This is a genomic window from Proteus hauseri ATCC 700826 (assembly GCF_001654965.1).
GTDB classification, from domain to species: Bacteria; Pseudomonadota; Gammaproteobacteria; order Enterobacterales; family Enterobacteriaceae; genus Proteus; species Proteus hauseri.
Window position 1 is genome coordinate 56,433 of the sequence record NZ_LXEV01000031.1, and the last position, 19,918, is coordinate 76,350.

Below are 19,918 nucleotides of genomic sequence, written 5' to 3' on the forward strand. Positions count from 1 at the left end.
AAAAACTTATCAAATAGATATATGAAAAAAGAATTTTCAAAACAGAAAAAGCTTTTTTTTACTTAGTGTGTCCATAAAGTTATCGCGATGAAAAGAATAATGCTGTACTTTTTTTCATCTAAATCAATATTTGCAACAACATTAATAACTCAATTACATTGATGAAAGTCAAAAAACCAGCCAATTAATAACCAAATCATAACAAAAAAGGATTTTTTTTATATTTGTCACACAATTGGCTTTATTCTATTACATCTCTTCAAATATTCCCTACAATAGCCAACTTATCAAACCTAACAATCTCCTGTGTAATTATTACGAGCATTGTTTAGTTAGGTAACTATCTTTTTTTACTTATAGTTTATCGTTTCAGCAAAGTAGAGCATTAATAAAACCGAGTACCCTACACAATAAATAAATGACCAACTTATAGTTTTGCCGACGCAGTAATAAACGATAAAAATTGCAAACTTAAGGATAAAAATAACATGTCAGACTATCTATCATTTTTATTGGGAATAGTTCCTTTGGCTGTTCTGATTTTTATGATATTAAAGATGAAATCTGCAGTTCACCATGCAGTACTTGTCTCTTTAGCTATCTCTGTCGTTCTTGCTATTTTCCATTGGAACAACACCCTCCAATTTGCCTCAATGTCTGTGCTTTATGGTGCAGTGAAAGGATTGTGGCCGATAATCATCGTTATTCTTGCCGCTATTTACAGTTATAACTTAATGTTAAAAACCGGTGGCATGGAAGTTTTAAAAAATGTGCTAGCAGGCATCAGTGATGATAAGCGTGTGCAAGTGCTGCTTATTTCATGGTGTTTTGGTGGTTTTCTAGAAGCAGTTGCAGGGTATGGTACTGCGGTTGCTATTCCTATCGGCATTTTAATTGCATTAGGATTTGATCCATTTAAAGCGGCTGTTGCTTCTTTAGTTGCCAACACCGTACCTACAGCATTTGGTGCGGTAGGGATCCCTGTTTCTATTCTTGCGCAAAATACCGGGCTTGATGTCCTGATTTTAAGTAAAACGATTATTATTCAGCTGGGATTATTTAATATCTTGCTGCCGTTCGTCATTGTTGCGATAGCCGGTGGTGGAATTAAAGCAATTAAAGGTGTGGTATTTATCACGCTGATGTGTGGTATTAGTACTCTTATTCCACAATATATCGTCGCCGCCAATTTAGGTGCAGAGTTGCCTGCTTTTGCTGGTAGTTTAGTAAGCCTTGTTGTTGTTGTTTGCCTGGCTAAATGCATGAAAGGTAAAAATAACAAAAATAAAAATACTAAAAAGTACAGCGCAAAAGAACTGCTGACAGCAAGTTCTATCTATTTATTCACTTTTATTTTTATTCTTGCTTGTTCACCACTGTTCCCAACACTACAAAGTGCAGCTGGTGCTATCTCTACAAAAATTCCATTTGTATTAAGTGATTCACAAACTGAATATCAAACTATTGCTTGGTTAAGCACACCGGGTGTGTTGATTATTCTAGCGAGCTTTGTGGGAGGAACAATTCAAGGAGCCAGCGTTTCAACGTTGATTTCAGTATTAGTTCAAACCACTATCCAACTAAAAAATTCCATTATTGCCATTATGGCGATAGTTGCGATGGCAACTGTTATGGATTTCAGTGGCATGATAGGCAGTATTGCTGAAACACTGGTCGATTTAACCGGCTCTGGTTTTATCTTTATTGCGCCAGTGATTGGTGCATTGGGAACCTTTGTAACCGGTAGTGACACCAACTCTAACGTGCTGTTTGGTAAGTTACAAACCAGTGCGGCGGCCAAACTCAATATCGACCCATTCATTCTTGCCGCTGCAAATACCTCGGGTGCAACCGGCGGTAAGATGATCTCTCCTCAAAGTATTGCGATAGCGGTTTCTGCGACCAAAATGGATGGCCAAAGTAGTGCCATTATGCGTGAAACCCTAAAATATTGTATCGCTTACATTGTTATTCTTGGGGCAAAAATTGGCATTATTTATCACCTAATGAATTAACTGATAAAGAGAAGTGAGTTCTTAATTTACTCACTTCTCATTAATAAATAACACAGTAAAAAGAATTTTATTTTAAGTAAAAATGACAACATCTGAGCGATGTTATGGAGTTCAATTAATGAAAGTTAATTTTTATGCGACCTGCCTTGGGGATGTGCTGAAGGCGGATTCAGCAAGAGATACCGTATTGCTACTCGAAAAGCTAGGTTGCGAAGTACTATTTCAAGAACGCCAAGGTTGCTGTGGTCAGCCTGCTTTAAATAGTGGCTATGTAAATAGTGCAAAACCGGCAATGAAATCCTTAATTGAAACATTGGAAGTCAATGATTACCCGATAATTTCACCCGCGGGATCTTGTACTTATGCCATTAAAGGTTATCCGACTTATCTTGCTGATGAGCCACAATGGGCATTACGCGCACAAGGTGTCGCAGACCGATTAATCGACTTAACCAGCTTTATTGTCAACAAATTAGGCATTGTTGATGTAGGTGCACGCCTTCCAGGAAAAGCCGTTTATCATCCATCGTGCAGTTTAACGCGAAAATTGGGCGTTGTAAGTGAGCCATTAACTCTACTAAAACATGTTGAAGGGCTTGAAATGCTGCCTTTTGCCAACTCCGAAACCTGCTGCGGCTTTGGCGGTACATTCTCCGTTAAGATGTCTGAAATCTCAGGTGAGATGGTAACTGAGAAAGTTAAACATATCATGGAAGTGAGTCCTGACTATGTTATTGGTGCTGATACCAGCTGCTTAATTAACATACAGGGGCGTTTAAACCGTGAAAAACGCCCTGTAAAAGTGCTGCATATTGCACAAGTATTAATGAGCCAATAAGGAAGCCCACTATGTCGATTAAAACCAGTGATATAGATTTCAGACCCCGCCTAGAACATGAGATGAAAGATACTATCATGCGTAATGCTGTTGTCATGGCGCAAGAACGTATCGGAGCTAACCGTGAAATTATGGTTAAGGAGTTGGGCAATTGGGAAGAATGGCGAGATCGTGCTGAACAAATTCGTAATCATGTGCTTGAAAATCTTGATGCTTATCTCTATCAATTATCAGAAAAAGTAACCGAAAACGGTGGCCATGTCTATTTTGCCAAAACCGCTGAAGATGCTTCTCGTTATATTTGCGAAGTAGCCAAAAAGAAAAATGCCAAAAAGATAGTCAAATCTAAGTCGATGGTGACTGAAGAGATAGGCATGAACAAAGCCTTACAAAATGAAGGCATTGAAATTATCGAAACCGATCTTGGTGAATATATTCTTCAAGTGGATAACGATCCACCATCACATATCGTCGTGCCTGCAATTCATAAAGATCGTTACCAAATTCGTAAAGTATTGAATGAAAAGCTGGGTTATGAAGGCAGCGAAAATCCTGAAGATATTACACTGTTTATTCGTCAACGTATTCGCCAAGATTTCCTCTCTGCCGATATTGGTGTAACAGGCTGTAACTTTGCTGTTGCTGAAACAGGTTCTGTTTGTTTAGTCACCAATGAAGGTAATGCGCGTATGACAACGACATTACCAAAAACCCATATTGCCGTAATGGGAATGGAGCGTATTGCGCCAACATTTGAAGAAGTGGATCCGCTTATTACTATGCTATGCCGTAGTGCGGTGGGCTCACGACTCACCAGTTATAACACATGGGTAACAGGCCCCCGAGAAGCGGGTAACGTTGATGGCCCAGAAGAGTTCCATCTAGTTATTGTAGATAATGGCCGTTCTAAAATTTTAGGTTCGCAGTTTAGAGATATTTTACGTTGCATCCGCTGTGGTGCTTGTTTAAATACCTGCCCTGCTTACCGTAATATTGGTGGTCACGCTTATGGCTCTATTTATCCAGGCCCAATTGGTGCCGTTATCTCTCCTTTATTAGGCGGATATGAAGATTTTCATGATCTCCCTTATGCCTGCTCACTGTGCAATGCCTGTAATGTCGTTTGTCCCGTTAAAATTCCTTTAGCGCAGTTAATTTTAAAACATCGCCGAGTTATGGCAGAAGGCGGTTTAACACCAAAAGCTGAGCGTCGCGTAACCGGTATGTTTAACTACCTAAATGCACATCCTACATTATGGAAAGTGGGCATGAATGTCGGTGCAAAAATGGCAGGCTTAATGATCAAAAAAGGCACTACGCCAATTAAGATCAGCGTATTAAACGATTGGATGGCGTCAAGAGATCTTCCAGAACCTGATGGCTATAGTTTCCGTAGTTGGTTTAAACGCCATAAAGCAGAAGGAAAAAAATAACATGTTAAATGAACAAAATCGTAATGAATTTCTGCAAACTATTGCTCAACAATTAGGTCGTCCTGTTGCACATACACCACAGCCTCAGCCAACGCCTGTTAATGATTTAGCAAAAACGCGGTTGGCAAATCTATCACAAGATGAGCTATGCAACGCATTTACCGAGTTCGCACAAACACAAATGGTGAAATGTGTCGTTACTAAACCCAATGATCTCATTAATAGCCTCATTGAATTATGTGAAAGTTATGATTGTCAGGGTTCAGTGGTGATGAGTGGTGATCAACGTTTACATGATCTTGGTGTCACTCAGGCCATGAGTGAAAAATATGAAACCTATGTTTGGGATCCACAATTAGGTTATGACAACATTACTCATGCTGAAAGATCGCAAATTGGTATTGTTTTTGCTGAAGCTGGATTAACAGAATCAGGGGGGATCGTATTATTTTCATCTCCTGAAAAAGGACGTTCAGTCAGTTTATTGCCAGAAACATCAATTGTGATCCTGCGTAAAAGCGATATTTTACCTCGTGTTGCACAAATTGCAGAACGTCTGCATAAAATGGCGCAAGATGGTATTAGAATGCCTTCATGTATTAACTTAATTGGTGGTGCAAGTTCAACTGCTGATATTGAACTGATAAAAGTATGGGGCGTTCATGGCCCTGTTCATGCCGCTTATCTTATTATTGAAGATTGTTAATAACATATAAAATCAGTTAATTACAACAATAACGTTAACAAGCAAACTAAGGTCATGGTCAAAGGATTGGCCTATTAATATAAAAGACGCCAAATAAAGGCGTCTTTTTATTATTGCGATCTTATCATTGTAGCTAGGTATTGACATATCAGCGGCGTGATTAATTTTCTAACAATACTTTTGCTCGCCATTGATTAAGTTTAACTTCACAAGCTAACAAAACATCACCAGCCCCTGTTCCCCCCATCACTAATGATGATTGACGTTGGCACTCAGCACTTCTAAATTTTATAAAATGCTCTTGTGAACTCACCAATGCTTCTATCGCACTTTTTACTGCAACAGAGTCGATATCTTCAAGATCACTTTTACTTTTTTCATAAATCAAATTCATTTGCCGCTCTGAAAGTTTTAATTCATCTAATAAACAAGTCTGAATTTCTGTTCTAGGTGCTTGTGAGGTTAATTCATAACATTTTGTTAGAGGATCACTTGCTACTTGAGCAATAGAAGAAAAAGAGAGAAAACTCACCATGAATAAACTGCAAGAAATAATAAATGCACTCACTTTCATGCTAACTCCCAATGATAAAATATTAAATAATGAAACTATTATTAGCCTAAAGTATAAATTAATATTTACCACTGCTATTAATGCGATACAACAAAAATAGGATATATCGTATCTCAAAATAAAAAGAATATTGCGCAGTAATAATATAAAGAAATTATTATCAATTCTCTTTTTTATCAAAAGATAACATTTAAGAATGATATCAAGGGATTATTATTGATAAAAAAGAGGATAAAAGTGAATTTTTTGTGATTAACACTTAATTTATGATAAAAAGTGAAAAAAGCATTTTTATCAGTTCTTATTACAATTTAAATCGTCTGATTATTTTAACTTAAGCTAATAGAAAAATATCTTTTTTTGCAGTAATCTCACCGTCTTCATTTAGGTATTTTTGCCTTAATCATTACCAATGGTATTGCCAACATGTTCTACAAATTGACTCCTATTATTTTATTGATTATTTCAAATATTTTTATGACCTTTGCTTGGTATGGTCACCTTAAATATGGGAATAAACCTTTAATTATTGTTATTATTTTAAGCTGGCTAATCGCTTTTGTTGAATACTGTTTTGCTGTACCCGCTAATAGAATAGGCCATAATTACTACAGTGCAGCTGAATTAAAAACGATTCAAGAAGTCATTACTTTAACTATTTTTGCTATTTTTTCGGTTACTTACTTAGGTGAAAACTTCACGTTAAACCATTTTATTGGCTTTCTTTTAATTGGTGCCGGCGCTTTATTTATTTTTAAAGGTCCTTTTTAAAATAACTAAATAAACGAAGAAATAATTACTCGTTTTATTGCTATCCCAGCTACTTTTTTTATCTATTAACCTCATGATAAAAATGAGGTTTTTTTGTACTTTCCATATAGTCAATCGATTAATTTTAGTACAGCCCACTCTTTTTATACGCTATAAATAAGATTACAACATCGTTTATCATTAAGTCATATAATTTGCTTAATTAGTTTATATAAAATAATAGACTGCTTTAGTATAAATATAGTTGCCTCAAACCAGACTTTCCTCTTGAAAAAACATTTTCACTCAGCGCATAATGTACTCTCTTAAGAGAAGCATTGTTTCTCTGTCTTTTTATTGCCTCTCTTAAATAAATGCGCTGTTAAAGCGCCCCTTTGTTACTTTAACGTCAGATAAAATGGTATCTGGTATGAGCAAACAGTCTAACGATTTTATTTATATGCAGGATAATCCCTGTATGCATTGTGGTGCTTGTTGCGCCTATTTTAGAGTCTCTTTCTATTGGGCAGAAATGGTCAGCGGCGGCGGTGTTGTTCCTGATGAATTAACAGAACCACTCACACCATTTTTATCTTGTATGAAAGGCACGAATGAAAAGAAACCTCGTTGTGCAAAACTGGTTGGGGAAGTAGGTGAATGTGTGAGTTGTACTATCTATGAACAGCGCCCTTCACCTTGCCGTGAGTTTAATCAGTCCTGGGTTAATGGCGTGCAAAATGAGGCTTGTGATCGTGCAAGAGCTGCTTATGGTCTTCCACCATTAACCAGAACCGAGCTACCACATTCAGCATAATACATCAGAGGGGTTAGCCCCTCCTGATCCATCAAGATCACACTATTAGACTTATTTTAATAAAAACAAGAAAAACCACGAAAAATATCATTATAAAATAATATGTTAGTTTGACTTTGCGTTTAAAACATCTAGTATAGATAGTAATCGAGTAATAATGTGTATTTAGTGAGGTTTTTTATTTAAAAATAGTCGTTATCTTGGAGGGCATTATGATTAGTAGCTCTTTTTTTATCCTTTTTTTATCTTTCATCTGTTCTATCGCCGTCGTTAGTATGTTACTAGGTGGCTTAGAGGATTAATTATGAATATTTCTGATGAAAATATTCTTCCCCAGCAATAACGCCCATACTCAATTTATTAAAAAAGTGTATGGGCGATTATTTAATTCTCTATTTATCAGATAACTAAATTATCCATTTATTATCTAAAGTTGATAATTCAGTTTTATTTTTTAAATTAAACTAAGCTTTCAATCTATATTTTACTTGCTTATTTTTACTTATCGTTTTTAATCACTATTTTAATAACTATAGTGTCCTGTTATTTTCCACGAAAACAAAACATCCTCAGCCACTTGCCCAAAACCGATATTGTGCATTACCAAATAGCGTTTGTTATCACGACTTTTACTATCCACCACAATACCAATATGAGGTCGCCCATTATCTAAACGCCAACTAACAATATCCCCAGGAAGATAATCAGCCGCATTTTTAGTTATTGGTTTTACTTTTCCTTTGCGTGAAAAAAACACCTCTAAATTAGGCACTCTTCGGTGATCAATATTAGTATCAGGTTTTGTTAATCCCCACATACGATGACTAGGGTAAGCAGAAAAATGGGCTTTTATATCTTCATGTAGTAATTTTTGTAAATCGATACCAACACCTCGATAACTACGAATAACCACATCACTACACACCCCATAATTTTCAGGCACATCGCCATTAGGGTAATCTATCTTACGATAAGCGGGATCGTAAAAAACAGCACTTGGTAAATTGCTCGCATGTTCCACCAGCTGTTTATTTTGTTCAGGTGTTAACGCTTGAGCATTAGAAAAAGGTATAAAAAATAATGCAGATAAAAGAGGTGCGATGATTTTCAATAGTGAGTCTCCATGCAAGTTAGGTGTCCATAATTATTTATTGTGTATTATTAGCAATGATAATTAGCTAAGTAGACTAACAAAAAAATGAGCGAACTCTTAATTATTAAGAATAAAAAAACCGAGCCCTCTTTTACAAGATAAGCTCGGTATAAAATAAACAAGAAAGAGAGAGATAAAAGCTAAAAATAGGTTAGTTCAATACAATATGACTCTTACGACGTAAGCTTGCGAAGAGCATATAAACAGCCGTTGCTAATAACACAACAAAAAAGAAGTTCATAATACCGTCATTCGCCTGAGACATAAAAATACCTGCGCCTAATGGGCCTATTGCTGAGCCAATGCTATAGCTCAATAACATAATTTGTGTAATAGCAACGATATAACTCGCATTTACATGGTCACACGCCAAAGTAATTGCGATAGGATAAAGTGCAAAAGAAGACATTCCTAACAATCCCAGAGCAACAATTAGCACTATATAATCGTTAGACAAATAGGTTATTCCCATTGCAAACACACCAACTAAACACATCATTGCTAATAACAATGTCTTGCTCATTATCACTGACAATTTACTAATAATAGGCTGAACAACCATTCCACCTAAAATAATGGCAGCCATTAATACACCGATTTGATCGGTAGTAAATTGTCCTTGATTTAATGCTAGCGGCATCATCCCATAGATACTGCCCATCACTACACCAGAAACCATACAGCCCACTAAAGCGGCTTTATTTAAACGGCTTATCTGTTTTAATGACAAACTTTTATGTACATGTCCTTGTGGCTGCCCTTGTTTAAAAAACAACGGAGGTAATACCGCGATTAATAACAGCGCTAATACCGCCATAAAAGGAATAGTACCCTGAGTACCAATTGTACCAATCGCTAATTGCCCCAATGTTGTGCCACCATAAAGCGAGGTCATATAAAAGCCCAAGCGTTTAGCTCGTTCTTTAGGATTATCACCAATTAATAGCCATGATTCGACAACAACAAAAATACCTGCAACCGCCATACCGCCGATAAAGCGCGATACCATCCATACTGATAAATAAGGCAACAACGGTAATATACTGACAGTTAATGCCAGTAATAATAAAAATACAACGAATGAAAGACGATGCCCTATTCTTGCAATAATAGGTTCTATCATCACTGAACCTATTAATAATCCAATAAAATAAATACTTGCTAACCAGCTAGCATAAAGAGTATCAAACCCAAAACTATCCATTGATAGTGGTATTAAACTCATTAAATAGCCTGATGCGATAGCAAATACCGTTAACCCAGCTACAGGTACTAATGTACCGTCGCCTTTGCGTACCAAAGTAGTGTTCTGTTTCACTACCCTCGTCTCCACACTCAAACGGTTGATAATGCGCTGCTTTTTCGATGCCAGATATTGGCAAAACGTTCATCTAGGAAAGATGATTGTTTTCATGATAAAAGCAGTGGATGGCGTCCCTAATTTCAGGAGACGCGAATATAGCTTGTTACTCAGCACAAATAAAATTATAAAATCTAATGCCAGAAAATAATTTTATTTATCCTATAAGTTATTATCGCCTTTTCTTGCGAAAAGAATAGCCTCTCTAGCAATTTTATTTTTATAAAAATAAAATTAATTCTATATTAATAATATTACGATAAAATACGGAGATAAGATTAATCATTATCCTACCGTTATAAGATAGGATAATGACAAATAAACTATTACAATCAATTACTCTGCACTATAACTAATCGCCGTTTTAATGGCGTCTGGGATAGAACCGCCATGTGTCTTTCCAGCAAAAAGCTGAAAATCACACTGTTTCCCTGCTTCAGATAAATAATGACATAATTGGCGAGGCGTTAGCCAACTACTGCGACCTTTATGATTTTGCTGTTGCTCTTGATTCATTTTGGAAAGATCGGGAGTTTCTTCTTTTTCGCCAAGGGTAATAGTCACTGAAATATCATTAGGAATAACTTGCCATTTCTCTTTAGCTATCCATTCCCCTTTTCCCCACCATAATGATGGGCTTGCCGCAGTATAATGCTGGAAAGTCTCAGGGTGATTCAATAAAACATATAGCGTAAACACCCCTCCAAAAGAGTGACCAAATAATGAACGTTTAGTAATGGTTAAATTAGCTGTTTCGATTTGATTATCTGCATAAGGTTTTACCTGCGTTAGAATAAACTGGTAAAAACGCTCCGCATTACCACCTTGTTTAAACTCATCTCCTGTTACTTCTGGCGTATAATCACGCGTACGCTCAGGAATAAAATAAGCTTGATCACCAACATAGCCAATACTAACAATAACAGGTAACGGCATACTATTTTGTTCAACGATTTCATTAACTATTAATGGAAATTGCGCATTACCATCAACCGAATAAAGTAGCGAGGTTTTTGTTGTTGCTTTAGGAATAGCAAGGAAAATACGATATTGTTCGCCTTGATAATCCATCTCTTTTTCGGTTATTTGATAATATTCTTGAACCTGAGGATTTATTTCTGGAACCTCCTGATTAGGTCTTGCTTGTACTAAAGAGGACAACATAATCATTCCACATAAGATGAGTATTCGCATAAGTCAGATACACTGTAAGTAATAAGAAAAGCGTAATCGTCAATAATATAATCAGATATAGCGGTAAAAAATAAACCTCATGTATAACATGAGGTTTATTTAAATCGAATAAAATTAGAAGCTATATTTTACATTGGCCCAATAACGACGACCTTCATCAACAACCCAGTTGCCGCCTTTGTCATTTACTGCGGGACCTGTTTCATCGGTAATATTTAATACAGCCAAATTAAACAGCGTATTTTTATTAATGTTATATGTCATACCTAAATCAAATGTGGTGTAACCACTACGATAACGCGCACCCGTAAAACCATTACGTTGTGCAGCCCATATCTGCTTACCTGTATAAGCCGTATTTGCGTAGAAGCTCATATCTTCATTAAAATCCCAATCCACTCGTGCATTCGCGCTGTGTTTTGGTGTCATATCCAATGGATAACCTTTTAATGACTCACCTGAACCTAATTTCTCATCATCACTTTTACGTTTTGAATTGATATAAGTGTAATTAGCATTTACACGCCAATCTTCAGCAATAGGGAATGCAATTGCCGTTTCTATCCCTTTAATATTCGCTTTACCTACATTATCGTACTGATAAAGTTTTAAGCCTGTGATTGGATCTATTTCACCCGTATCGTAATTAGTCAGTTTGTCTTTAAATTCAGTATTAAAGAATGTCAAACTGGCTGTAATACCATCGCCATTGTCATAACCAATACCAATCTCTTCACTTACAGAGGTTTCAGGTTTTAAATCACGATTACCATACATAATCGCACGACCTTTTTCTGTTGAAGTACCGTATTCAGGGCTTAATTCACGTAAACTCGGGGCTTTAAAGGCTTTAGCTATTCCCCCTTTTAACGTAAATTCATCGGTTAAATGATAAACAGCATAAGCTCTTGGATTCCAATGATTACCATAATATTCATGATCATCAAGACGTAACCCACCAGTTAAGGCTAAATTATCAGTGACACTATATTCATTTTCAATAAACAGAGCTTTTTGATCAGCCGTTACTGTTGATTGTTTGATTTCATCTTTACCAAGAGAAGATTCATCTTTTAAGCGAGCATATTGATATTGACCACCAAAGGTCATCACATTATCAGGTAAGAATGCTGTGAATTTGGCATCAAATACCGTGTTGGTGATTTCAGGGCGACGATCTTCATAAAACTCATGACGATCTTTCGTCTTTTCATCAATCTCTTCTGTTTTAGTGATACGTTTAGTCTGTTCTTGATAAACGCTTAATTCAGAATGCAAGATATCCATCTGATTTTTATATGTTAAAGCCCAATGATTGCGGTCATTATTGGTCTCTAGCATTTTATTTTCATCAGCTTTACCACCACGGATAGTAAATTCACTCATCGATTTGCCGGGTGTGGTTGTGCGCTGTTGTGTAGTACGACCCGCTTCTAATAAAAATGTCTGGTTATCTGTTGGGGTAAAAGCCAATTTCGCAGTAATATTTTTATTATCATTTCTGCCTTGACCGTAAGTAATTTTATCTTCAGCTCGTAAATAACCACCACCATAAAGCTGTAAGCCTAATTTATCTTCGATAAGTGGTCCTGAGAGATAAAAATCACCATTAATAGAATCACCTGCATCGCGATTATGTTGAATAGTTCCCCCCACACCAATAGAGCCATGCCACTCTTTAGTTATAGGTTTTGTAATAATATTAATTACCCCGCCCATCGCATCAGAACCATACAGTGATGACATAGGTCCGCGAATAACTTCAATTCGTTCTATGGCTTCAACGGGTGGAATAAATCCCCCTTCATAACCACCACTTCCATTTGGACGTGATTCACGGCTATTTTGACGTTTGCCATCCACCATAATCAGTGTGTAGTCACCCGGTAAACCGCGAATTGTAATTTCTTGTTTGTTCGCATTACCGTTAACACTCACACCTTCAACACCTTTAACCGCATCAGCAAGATCATGAACGGGTTTTTTGGCAAGTTGTTCTTTGCTAATAACAGTGATACTTGCTGGTGCATCGGTGAGTTGCTGTGCAAAGCCGGAGGCTGAAACAACCAATCTTTCCTCTTTGTTTTCTTGTGCATAGAGAGGATAAGAGGCGGCAAAAATACAGGCTGCTAAAAGGCCTATTTTATAATTCATAATAATTCCCTGAGATTAAAACGATTATATAAATGAGAATTATTAATATTATCTTAATCAATTATTGATGAGAATGATTTTCTTTATCTATTAACTATTTTTTTTTAATCTACATCAAAGCAAATTTACGCAATTGTTGATAACTCAAGGAATTTATCACTCAGTGCTCACAAAAAAGAGCAAGCGACTTAGCCACTTGCCCTTTTCTTGTAGGGGATTATTTCGGTTCTAATAATTACCAGAAGACGGCATACAACACACAAAGAATAATCATGATGATATAAGAGGAAATATTAAATCCACTTTGTGTTTTAAAGGTTGTATCAGTCAGCGCAATAGCACCAACGCTATCATCTGTTTTAGTTGAAGTTAAACTCACTAAACCAATCACCACCGTGGTAAAGATAAAGGTGTACATCATCTGGTCAAGGAATGGCATACCTAATGGCATTAGTTTTAAGAATAACGCAAAAGGAATGGATAATACGACCCCCATAATGGCTCCTTTTGCATTGGTTTTTTTCCAAAACAGACCTAACAAGAATACAGCTAAAATTCCTGGACTCACTAAGCCAGTATATTCTTGAATATATTGGAATGCCTGATCGATGCCGCCTAATAGTGGTGCGATAAAACAAGCAATAATCAATGCGACTACAGCACTAATACGTCCCACATTAACTAAGCGAGTTTCTGATGCTTTTGGCCCCACATATTCTTTGTAGATATCCATCGTGAAAATAGTCGCGATAGAGTTAAGCATTGAAGCTAATGAAGAAACAATAGCAGCCGCCAATGCAGCAAATACCAAGCCTTTTGCACCAACAGGTAAGAATTGAGTTAACCAAGGATAAGCTTTATCAGCTTGCCCCATTGTTGGAATATGCTCTTGAGCCATTGTTCCTAAGCCTGCCATTAATTCAGGATTAGTCGTAATAACAAATGCAGCGATCCCCGGCACTACCACTAAAATAGGCACAATTAATTTTAAGAAAGCGGCAAAAACTAAACCTTTTTGAGCTTCATTAATAGATTTAGCGGCTAACGCGCGTTGAATGATATATTGGTTAAAACCCCAATAATAAAGATTAGCAACCCATAACCCACCGATAAGCACAGCGATACCTGGTAAGTTCATAAACTGCGGATTTTCTTTTTCTAAAATCATTTTAAAGTGGTCAGGAGCAGCCGCGGTCATTTTCGCTAAGCCTTCTGTTATACCTCCATCACCACCGATATAACTTACCGCTAATATTGTCGTAAACAAGCCCCCTAAAATAAGGAAAAAGACTTGTACCACATCCGTCCAAGCTACAGCCGAAAGACCACCATAAAGAGAATAGACCACGGCAAATAGGGCAAGGCCCACTATTGCATACATCATTGGCACACCAAGAATAGTTTCTAATGCCAATGAACCTAAATAAAGAACTGAAGTTAAGTTAACGAAAATAAATAACGCCAGCCAAAATACCGCTAGGATCGTTTTTAAATTACGACTTTTAAAGCGGTTTTCGACAAATTCAGGAATGGTGTAAATCCCTTTTTCGATAAATACAGGTAAAAAGTATTTAGCAACAATAATTAGCGTAAGAGCCGCCATCCATTCATAAGAAGCGATCGCTAAACCAATAGAAAAGCCAGAACCAGACATACCAATAAATTGTTCTGCTGAAATATTAGCGGCAATCAACGAAGAACCAATTGCCCACCAAGGCAGTGTTTTACCTGCAAGAAAGTAATCTTTGGTTCCTTTTTTTTCACCATTTTTAGTACGAGAGACCCATAATCCCACACTAATAATGATCACAACATAGAGGGCAAAGATTGCATAATCTATTGTGCTTAATCCAACACCTTCTGTATGCATAATATTATCCTTTCAGACCCAGAGTAAGATAGAGAAGGAACAAATGTAAACGTTTCCACACTCTTTTTCCGTTACTCTCTTCACAAATTCATCGAGAATGTTACGAATATGCATTACAAAATAGTAAAACAAACGATTACGTCACATAAAAACAGAAATAGTCTGATGAAAAAACTATTTTTATAACTATATTTGGATGTTTAAAAAGACAGAATAATAAAGACAAACAAGAACAACACCAATAAATTGATAACGATTACAATTTATAATTGTATAATAACAAAGTACTTTTATATTGATGATATTGAAGATATGCAAAGGAAAATAAAAAGGAGATATGGTTTCTAATCACAAATCTCACGACTAGAAACCACTGAATAAAAAGAAAACTAAAAAGTAATTAGCTTTATGACTGATTTAGATGGCTTAAATTAAATACTGAATTTCTCTGTACAAGTGTTGGCGAAAAAATACGCTGTTTTTGTTCTAATATTTCACCGCGAGAAAGTCGAATTGCCAGTGTTGCCGCTTGTTCTGCCATCATTTGAACAGGATAACGCACTGTAGTTAAGCGAGGATGAATATAACGAGCAATTAATACATCATCAAAACCAATTACTGATATTTTTTCAGGAACTGGAATTTCATTTTCATCTAATACCGATAAAGCACCCGCAGCCATAAAATCGTTGTAAGCGACCACCGCCGTAAAATCTATTGATTTAGTTAAAAGATGTGTCATGGCTTTTTCACCACCCTCACCTTCAGGTTCACCATATTCAATATAACTGGTTGGTAAGTCGATTTTATATGCGGCTAAAGCAGCTTTATATCCAGCAAGTCGTTGAGCGGTATCTTCAATATTATGAGTTGACGAAATATAAGCTATTTTACTATGGCCTTGTCTAATAAGGTGTTCTGTCGCCATCCAGGCACCTTTATAATTATCAAGAGCAACACAGCGTTGTGCTATTTCCGGAATAAAACGATTAATAAGCACCATGCTTTTAACTTCATTGGCGTAAGCGAGCAATTCATCATCACCTAATGCTTTAGAGTGGATAACTAAACCATCGCAACGGCTATTAATTAGAAGCTCGATTGATTGGCGCTCATCTTGTGCATCATGATAGCCATTACAAACTAAAATATGTTTTCCCGCATCTCTGGCAACATTATCAACGGCTTTAACCAATGTACCAAAAAAGGGATCTGACACATCATGTACCAGCACACCTAAAGTTTGCGTACTTTGATTAACCAATGCTCTTGCCGCTGCGTTAGGGCGATATCCTAATTTTTGCATCGCGGTATTCACAACATCTATTGAAGCACGGCTTGCTTTTGGCGAGTTATTAATGACTCGCGATACCGTTGCAACAGAAACACCCGCTTCTTTTGCTACATCCTTGATAGTCGCCATATACACCTCATAAGGTCACCCTTATTTCACCACCAAGGAATAACCTGAAATTTAATCTGAATACAAAAAAAGTTCGCTATAAAAGCATTGGTAGGGATTATCAGTGAAGTTTGGAAATTTAAAAAGCAAAAAGATCAAATAAGTGATGAAAAGGAAAGCGTTTACACTTTCCTCTCTTATTTACTGATAAAACTTATAGATTGTTTGGCTATTCCATTGCTGATTAGCAGGAAGGATCCCTTGGCTATCACCCCATTCAGGGTGATTTGGCCCGTCAGGAAAATATTGAGTCTCTAATGCGAGTCCCGAATAATTGCCATAACGACGACTTTTTCCCTTTGTTTCAGCCAAGAAATTAGCAGTATAAAATTGAACTGATGGCATAGTTGTCATCACATCCATTTTTAATTCACCTTCAGGCGAAATTACAGTGGCAATGACTGTTTTCCCATCCGTTTTTTGTTTATCTAAAACAAAAGCATGATCATAACCATGAGCCGCTTTTTGACACTCATCGGTCATAAAATCTCGCCCGACTCGCTTTAATTTACGAAAATCAAAACTGGTTCCAGTCACATCAACGAACTCACCCGTTGGGATATTACCAGCACCATTTTTTAAATAATGATTTGCGGATATAAATACATCATGCTCAAGTGCAGTACGTAAAGTATGCTCACCGGCAAGATTAAAATAAGCATGATTAGTTAAACTAAGTGGCGTTGATTTATCACTTATCGCTTGATAATTAATAAAAACTTCATTGTTATCCGTTAACATATAGGTCACAGAAACATCAACATTACCCGGAAATCCTTGATCACCATCGGGAGATTTTAATGTAAAAGTGACAGATTGCGCTGATTTTGCAGCAATATTCCAGCGGCGACGACTAAAATTATGTTTTCCTCCATGAAGTGTATTTTCACCTTCATTGGCAGCAATAACATACTGCTTTTCTGCTAATGAAAATGTACTTCCCGCAATGCGATTGGCAAAACGTCCTACAGTAGCACCCATATATGCGGTTTGTAGTTTGTGGGCGTTCATATCAGGTGAGCCTAATAGCACATCTCGACGAACACCATTCACAGGAACAATACAAGTTAGCCATGTCGCTCCTATATCCATAATAGAAATGGACATACCAAGGCGATTTTTTAAAGTGACTATCTCCGCAGGCAACCCATCCCACGCTGGATGAGCCGTCATTTGTTCAGGTTCAAAAAAACGAATATCATTAGCTGCCATTACTTTGCCTCCGTATAGCCCGCTCCTTGGCTTGCAGAGCAGACATAAATAGTTTCTTTTAACCCTGTTTTTGCCTGATATTGTGATACAACAGCTTCGGTGACCTTACTAACCAAATCAGGTGTGACTAATGCAACCACACAACCACCAAATCCGCCTCCCGTCATTCTAGCGCCACCTTGTTCGCCAATAACCGATTTAATAATATCGACGAGAACATCAACTTCAGGCACCGTAATTTCAAAATCATCACGCATTGATTGATGAGACAGTGCCATCAGCTGACTTAACACAGGTAAATTACCTTGGCGTAAAGCATCAGCCGCAAGTAATGTGCGATCATTTTCAGTAATAACATGGCGAGCACGACGATATACCACATCGCTCATTATCGCTTTTTTAACCAATAAATCATCTAATGATGCATCTCTTAAAGCCGTTACATTTAATATTTTTGCAGCTTCTTCACACTGTTGGCGACGCGTGTTGTATTCACTATCCACTAAACCACGCTTTTTATTACTATTAATAATCATCACCACAATATCTTCAGGCATGGTGACGGCTGTCGTGTCTAAAGAACGACAATCAATTAAAAGTGCATGATTTTCTTCACCACACGCCGAAATAAGCTGATCCATAATGCCACAGTTACAACCAACAAATTGGTTTTCTGCTTTTTGACCATTTAATGCAATAGCCTTTTGACTAATAGGAAGCTGATAAAGTGTTTTAACTGTTTGTCCAATAGCAACTTCTAATGCAGCTGAAGAACTGAGTCCCGCACCTTGTGGAACATTACCTGATATAGCAATATCCATACCCTGAAAATGGTAATTGTCTTGCTGTAAAAAATGAATTACGCCACGAATATAATTAGCCCACATTTTATCAGCCAAAAATTCGATGGGAGAATCAAGATTAAATTGATCTGTTTCATCTTGATAATCGACAGCAATAACACGAACAATACCGTCAGTGCGTTTTGCCGCAGCAACCACCATTTGATAATTAATGGCACAAGGAAGAACAAAACCATCGTTATAATCAGTATGTTCACCAATCAGATTAACTCTTCCCGGCGCTTGTATAAAATGGGTTGGTGTATAACCAAAAGCGGCCGAAAATGAGCGAGTCACATTATTAATAAGTGCCTGCATAATAGTTCCTCAACTTAAAATTAAGTAATAATAATCCGTTACATCACAATTAATGAGATGCACTCTTTTATCTGTTTAATCATCAAATAATCGCGCTAATTAAAACTGAAGTTAATTAGGTTTCTGGCAGAATTAGGACTGTTTTTTATAATGAATATCGCTCAATTGACGTAAGTTAGCAGCGGCTTGTTCTGGTGTTAGATCTCTTTGCGTTTCAGCTAACATTTCGTATCCCACCATAAACTTACGCACACTAGCTGAGCGCAATAAAGGGGGGTAATAAAGAGCATGTAATTGCCAATGATCGATATTTTCACCATCATTAAAAAATGGTGCAAAATGCCATCCCATTGAATAAGGAAAGGAACAATGAAAAAGGTTGTCATATCGACTCGTTAACTTTTTCATTGCTAATGCCAGATCATCTCGCTGTATATCGGTTAATTCGCTCATTCTACGAATATGCGTTTTAGGTAATAGCATAGTTTCATAAGGCCAAGCCGCCCAATAAGGTACAACTGCAATCCAATACTCAGTTTCAACAACAGTACGGCTTCCATCTTTAATCTCAGCATTAACATAATCGATTAATAAATTGCTGCCTCGCTGATTAAAGTAATTACGTAAGTAGTGATCTTTACGCGCTAATTCATTAGGTAAAAAATCACTTGCCCAAATTTGTCCATGAGGATGAGGTTGAGAACACCCCATTGTTTCACCCTTATTTTCAAACACTTGAACCCAGAGATATTCTTTACTTAATTCTTCTATTTGGCTATCCCATGTATCAACGACTTTACGTAATTGGTTAACAGGTAATTCAGGAATAGTTTTTCCATGATCAGGCGAAAAGCAGATAACTCGACTAATACCTCTAACAGATTGAGTCTGAAATAAAGGATTATCAGAAGGTGCTACATTATATTCATCAGACAATAACGCGGAGTGATCGTTATTAAACACATAAGTATCTTTGTAATCAGGATTTTTATCACCTGAAACTCGCATATTATTAGGACACAAATAACAATGTGGATCATAAGAGGGAAGTGTCGCTATCTGAGGTTTTTCATCTTTGCCATTCCAAGGTCGTTTCGCTCTATGTGGTGAAACTAAAACCCACTGACCCGTAAGTGGATTATAACGACGATGAGGATGTTCAACAGGATCAAAAATCAGTTTCGACATAATCTTCTCTCTTATTTATTAGTGATTATCCGATA

The 19,918-nt window shown here is 36.8% G+C and carries 16 protein-coding genes; 6 read left to right on the top strand and 10 right to left on the bottom strand.

Annotated features, from left to right (window positions below):
- Positions 1 to 488 precede the first annotated feature (488 nt).
- The 4 genes from M997_RS13610 (at position 489) to M997_RS13625 (ending at position 4,992) form a co-directional block, all read left to right on the top strand.
- Positions 489 to 2,015, top strand: coding sequence for an L-lactate permease (locus M997_RS13610; RefSeq protein WP_064720650.1), 1,527 nt, complete (start codon positions 489 to 491; stop codon positions 2,013 to 2,015).
- Between the two features lie 118 nt (positions 2,016 to 2,133).
- Entirely contained in the window at positions 2,134 to 2,853 is a 720-nt protein-coding gene (locus M997_RS13615) for a (Fe-S)-binding protein (RefSeq protein WP_064720651.1), read from the top strand.
- A gap of 11 nt (positions 2,854 to 2,864) precedes the next feature.
- Positions 2,865 to 4,286 (top strand): LutB/LldF family L-lactate oxidation iron-sulfur protein, encoded by a 1,422-nt coding sequence (locus M997_RS13620; protein WP_064720653.1) that lies wholly within the window; start codon positions 2,865 to 2,867, stop codon positions 4,284 to 4,286.
- 1 nt (position 4,287) lies between these two features.
- The gene (locus tag M997_RS13625) at positions 4,288 to 4,992 is read left to right on the top strand and encodes a LutC/YkgG family protein (RefSeq protein ID WP_064720655.1); all 705 of its coding nucleotides are present in this window, start codon (positions 4,288 to 4,290) and stop codon (positions 4,990 to 4,992) included.
- A gap of 160 nt (positions 4,993 to 5,152) precedes the next feature.
- Here the strand turns inward: M997_RS13625 and umoC are convergent, their stop codons facing one another.
- Complete coding sequence (umoC, locus tag M997_RS13630; RefSeq protein WP_064720657.1) at positions 5,153 to 5,566, bottom strand: lysozyme inhibitor LprI family protein; 414 nt, start codon at positions 5,564 to 5,566, stop codon at positions 5,153 to 5,155.
- Between the two features lie 426 nt (positions 5,567 to 5,992).
- Here umoC and M997_RS13635 point away from each other — a divergent pair, with 426 nt between their 5' ends.
- Complete coding sequence (locus M997_RS13635) at positions 5,993 to 6,337, top strand: DMT family protein (protein ID WP_064720659.1); 345 nt, start codon at positions 5,993 to 5,995, stop codon at positions 6,335 to 6,337.
- A 409-nt stretch (positions 6,338 to 6,746) separates the two neighbouring features.
- Positions 6,747 to 7,130 (top strand): YkgJ family cysteine cluster protein, encoded by a 384-nt coding sequence (locus M997_RS13640; protein WP_064720660.1) that lies wholly within the window; start codon positions 6,747 to 6,749, stop codon positions 7,128 to 7,130.
- 523 nt (positions 7,131 to 7,653) lie between these two features.
- Here the strand turns inward: M997_RS13640 and M997_RS13645 are convergent.
- The 9 genes from M997_RS13645 to M997_RS13685 form a co-directional block, all read right to left on the bottom strand.
- Entirely contained in the window at positions 7,654 to 8,154 is a 501-nt protein-coding gene (locus tag M997_RS13645; protein ID WP_239994690.1) for a DUF1287 domain-containing protein, read from the bottom strand.
- 280 nt (positions 8,155 to 8,434) lie between these two features.
- Entirely contained in the window at positions 8,435 to 9,601 is a 1,167-nt protein-coding gene (locus M997_RS13650; RefSeq protein WP_064720662.1) for an MFS transporter, read from the bottom strand.
- 378 nt (positions 9,602 to 9,979) lie between these two features.
- Positions 9,980 to 10,837, bottom strand: a complete 858-nt coding sequence (locus tag M997_RS13655) for an alpha/beta hydrolase (protein WP_064720663.1) — start codon at positions 10,835 to 10,837, stop codon at positions 9,980 to 9,982.
- Between the two features lie 114 nt (positions 10,838 to 10,951).
- A complete protein-coding gene (locus tag M997_RS13660; RefSeq protein ID WP_064720664.1) occupies positions 10,952 to 12,991 on the bottom strand; it encodes an IreA family TonB-dependent siderophore receptor in 2,040 nt (679 codons plus the stop codon).
- A gap of 235 nt (positions 12,992 to 13,226) precedes the next feature.
- A complete protein-coding gene (locus M997_RS13665) occupies positions 13,227 to 14,861 on the bottom strand; it encodes a sodium/sugar symporter (RefSeq protein WP_064720665.1) in 1,635 nt (544 codons plus the stop codon).
- A 406-nt stretch (positions 14,862 to 15,267) separates the two neighbouring features.
- On the bottom strand, positions 15,268 to 16,284 hold the full coding sequence (locus M997_RS13670; protein ID WP_064720666.1) for a substrate-binding domain-containing protein: 1,017 nt from the start codon (positions 16,282 to 16,284) through the stop codon (positions 15,268 to 15,270).
- A gap of 180 nt (positions 16,285 to 16,464) precedes the next feature.
- The gene (galM, locus tag M997_RS13675) at positions 16,465 to 17,535 is read right to left on the bottom strand and encodes a galactose-1-epimerase (RefSeq protein WP_064720667.1); all 1,071 of its coding nucleotides are present in this window, start codon (positions 17,533 to 17,535) and stop codon (positions 16,465 to 16,467) included.
- Entirely contained in the window at positions 17,535 to 18,695 is a 1,161-nt protein-coding gene (gene galK, locus M997_RS13680) for a galactokinase (RefSeq protein WP_064720668.1), read from the bottom strand. The genes galM and galK overlap by 1 nt, the downstream gene beginning before the upstream one ends.
- Before the next feature lie 132 nt (positions 18,696 to 18,827).
- A complete protein-coding gene (locus M997_RS13685) occupies positions 18,828 to 19,883 on the bottom strand; it encodes a UDP-glucose--hexose-1-phosphate uridylyltransferase (protein ID WP_064720669.1) in 1,056 nt (351 codons plus the stop codon).
- Positions 19,884 to 19,918: the final 35 nt, after the last annotated feature.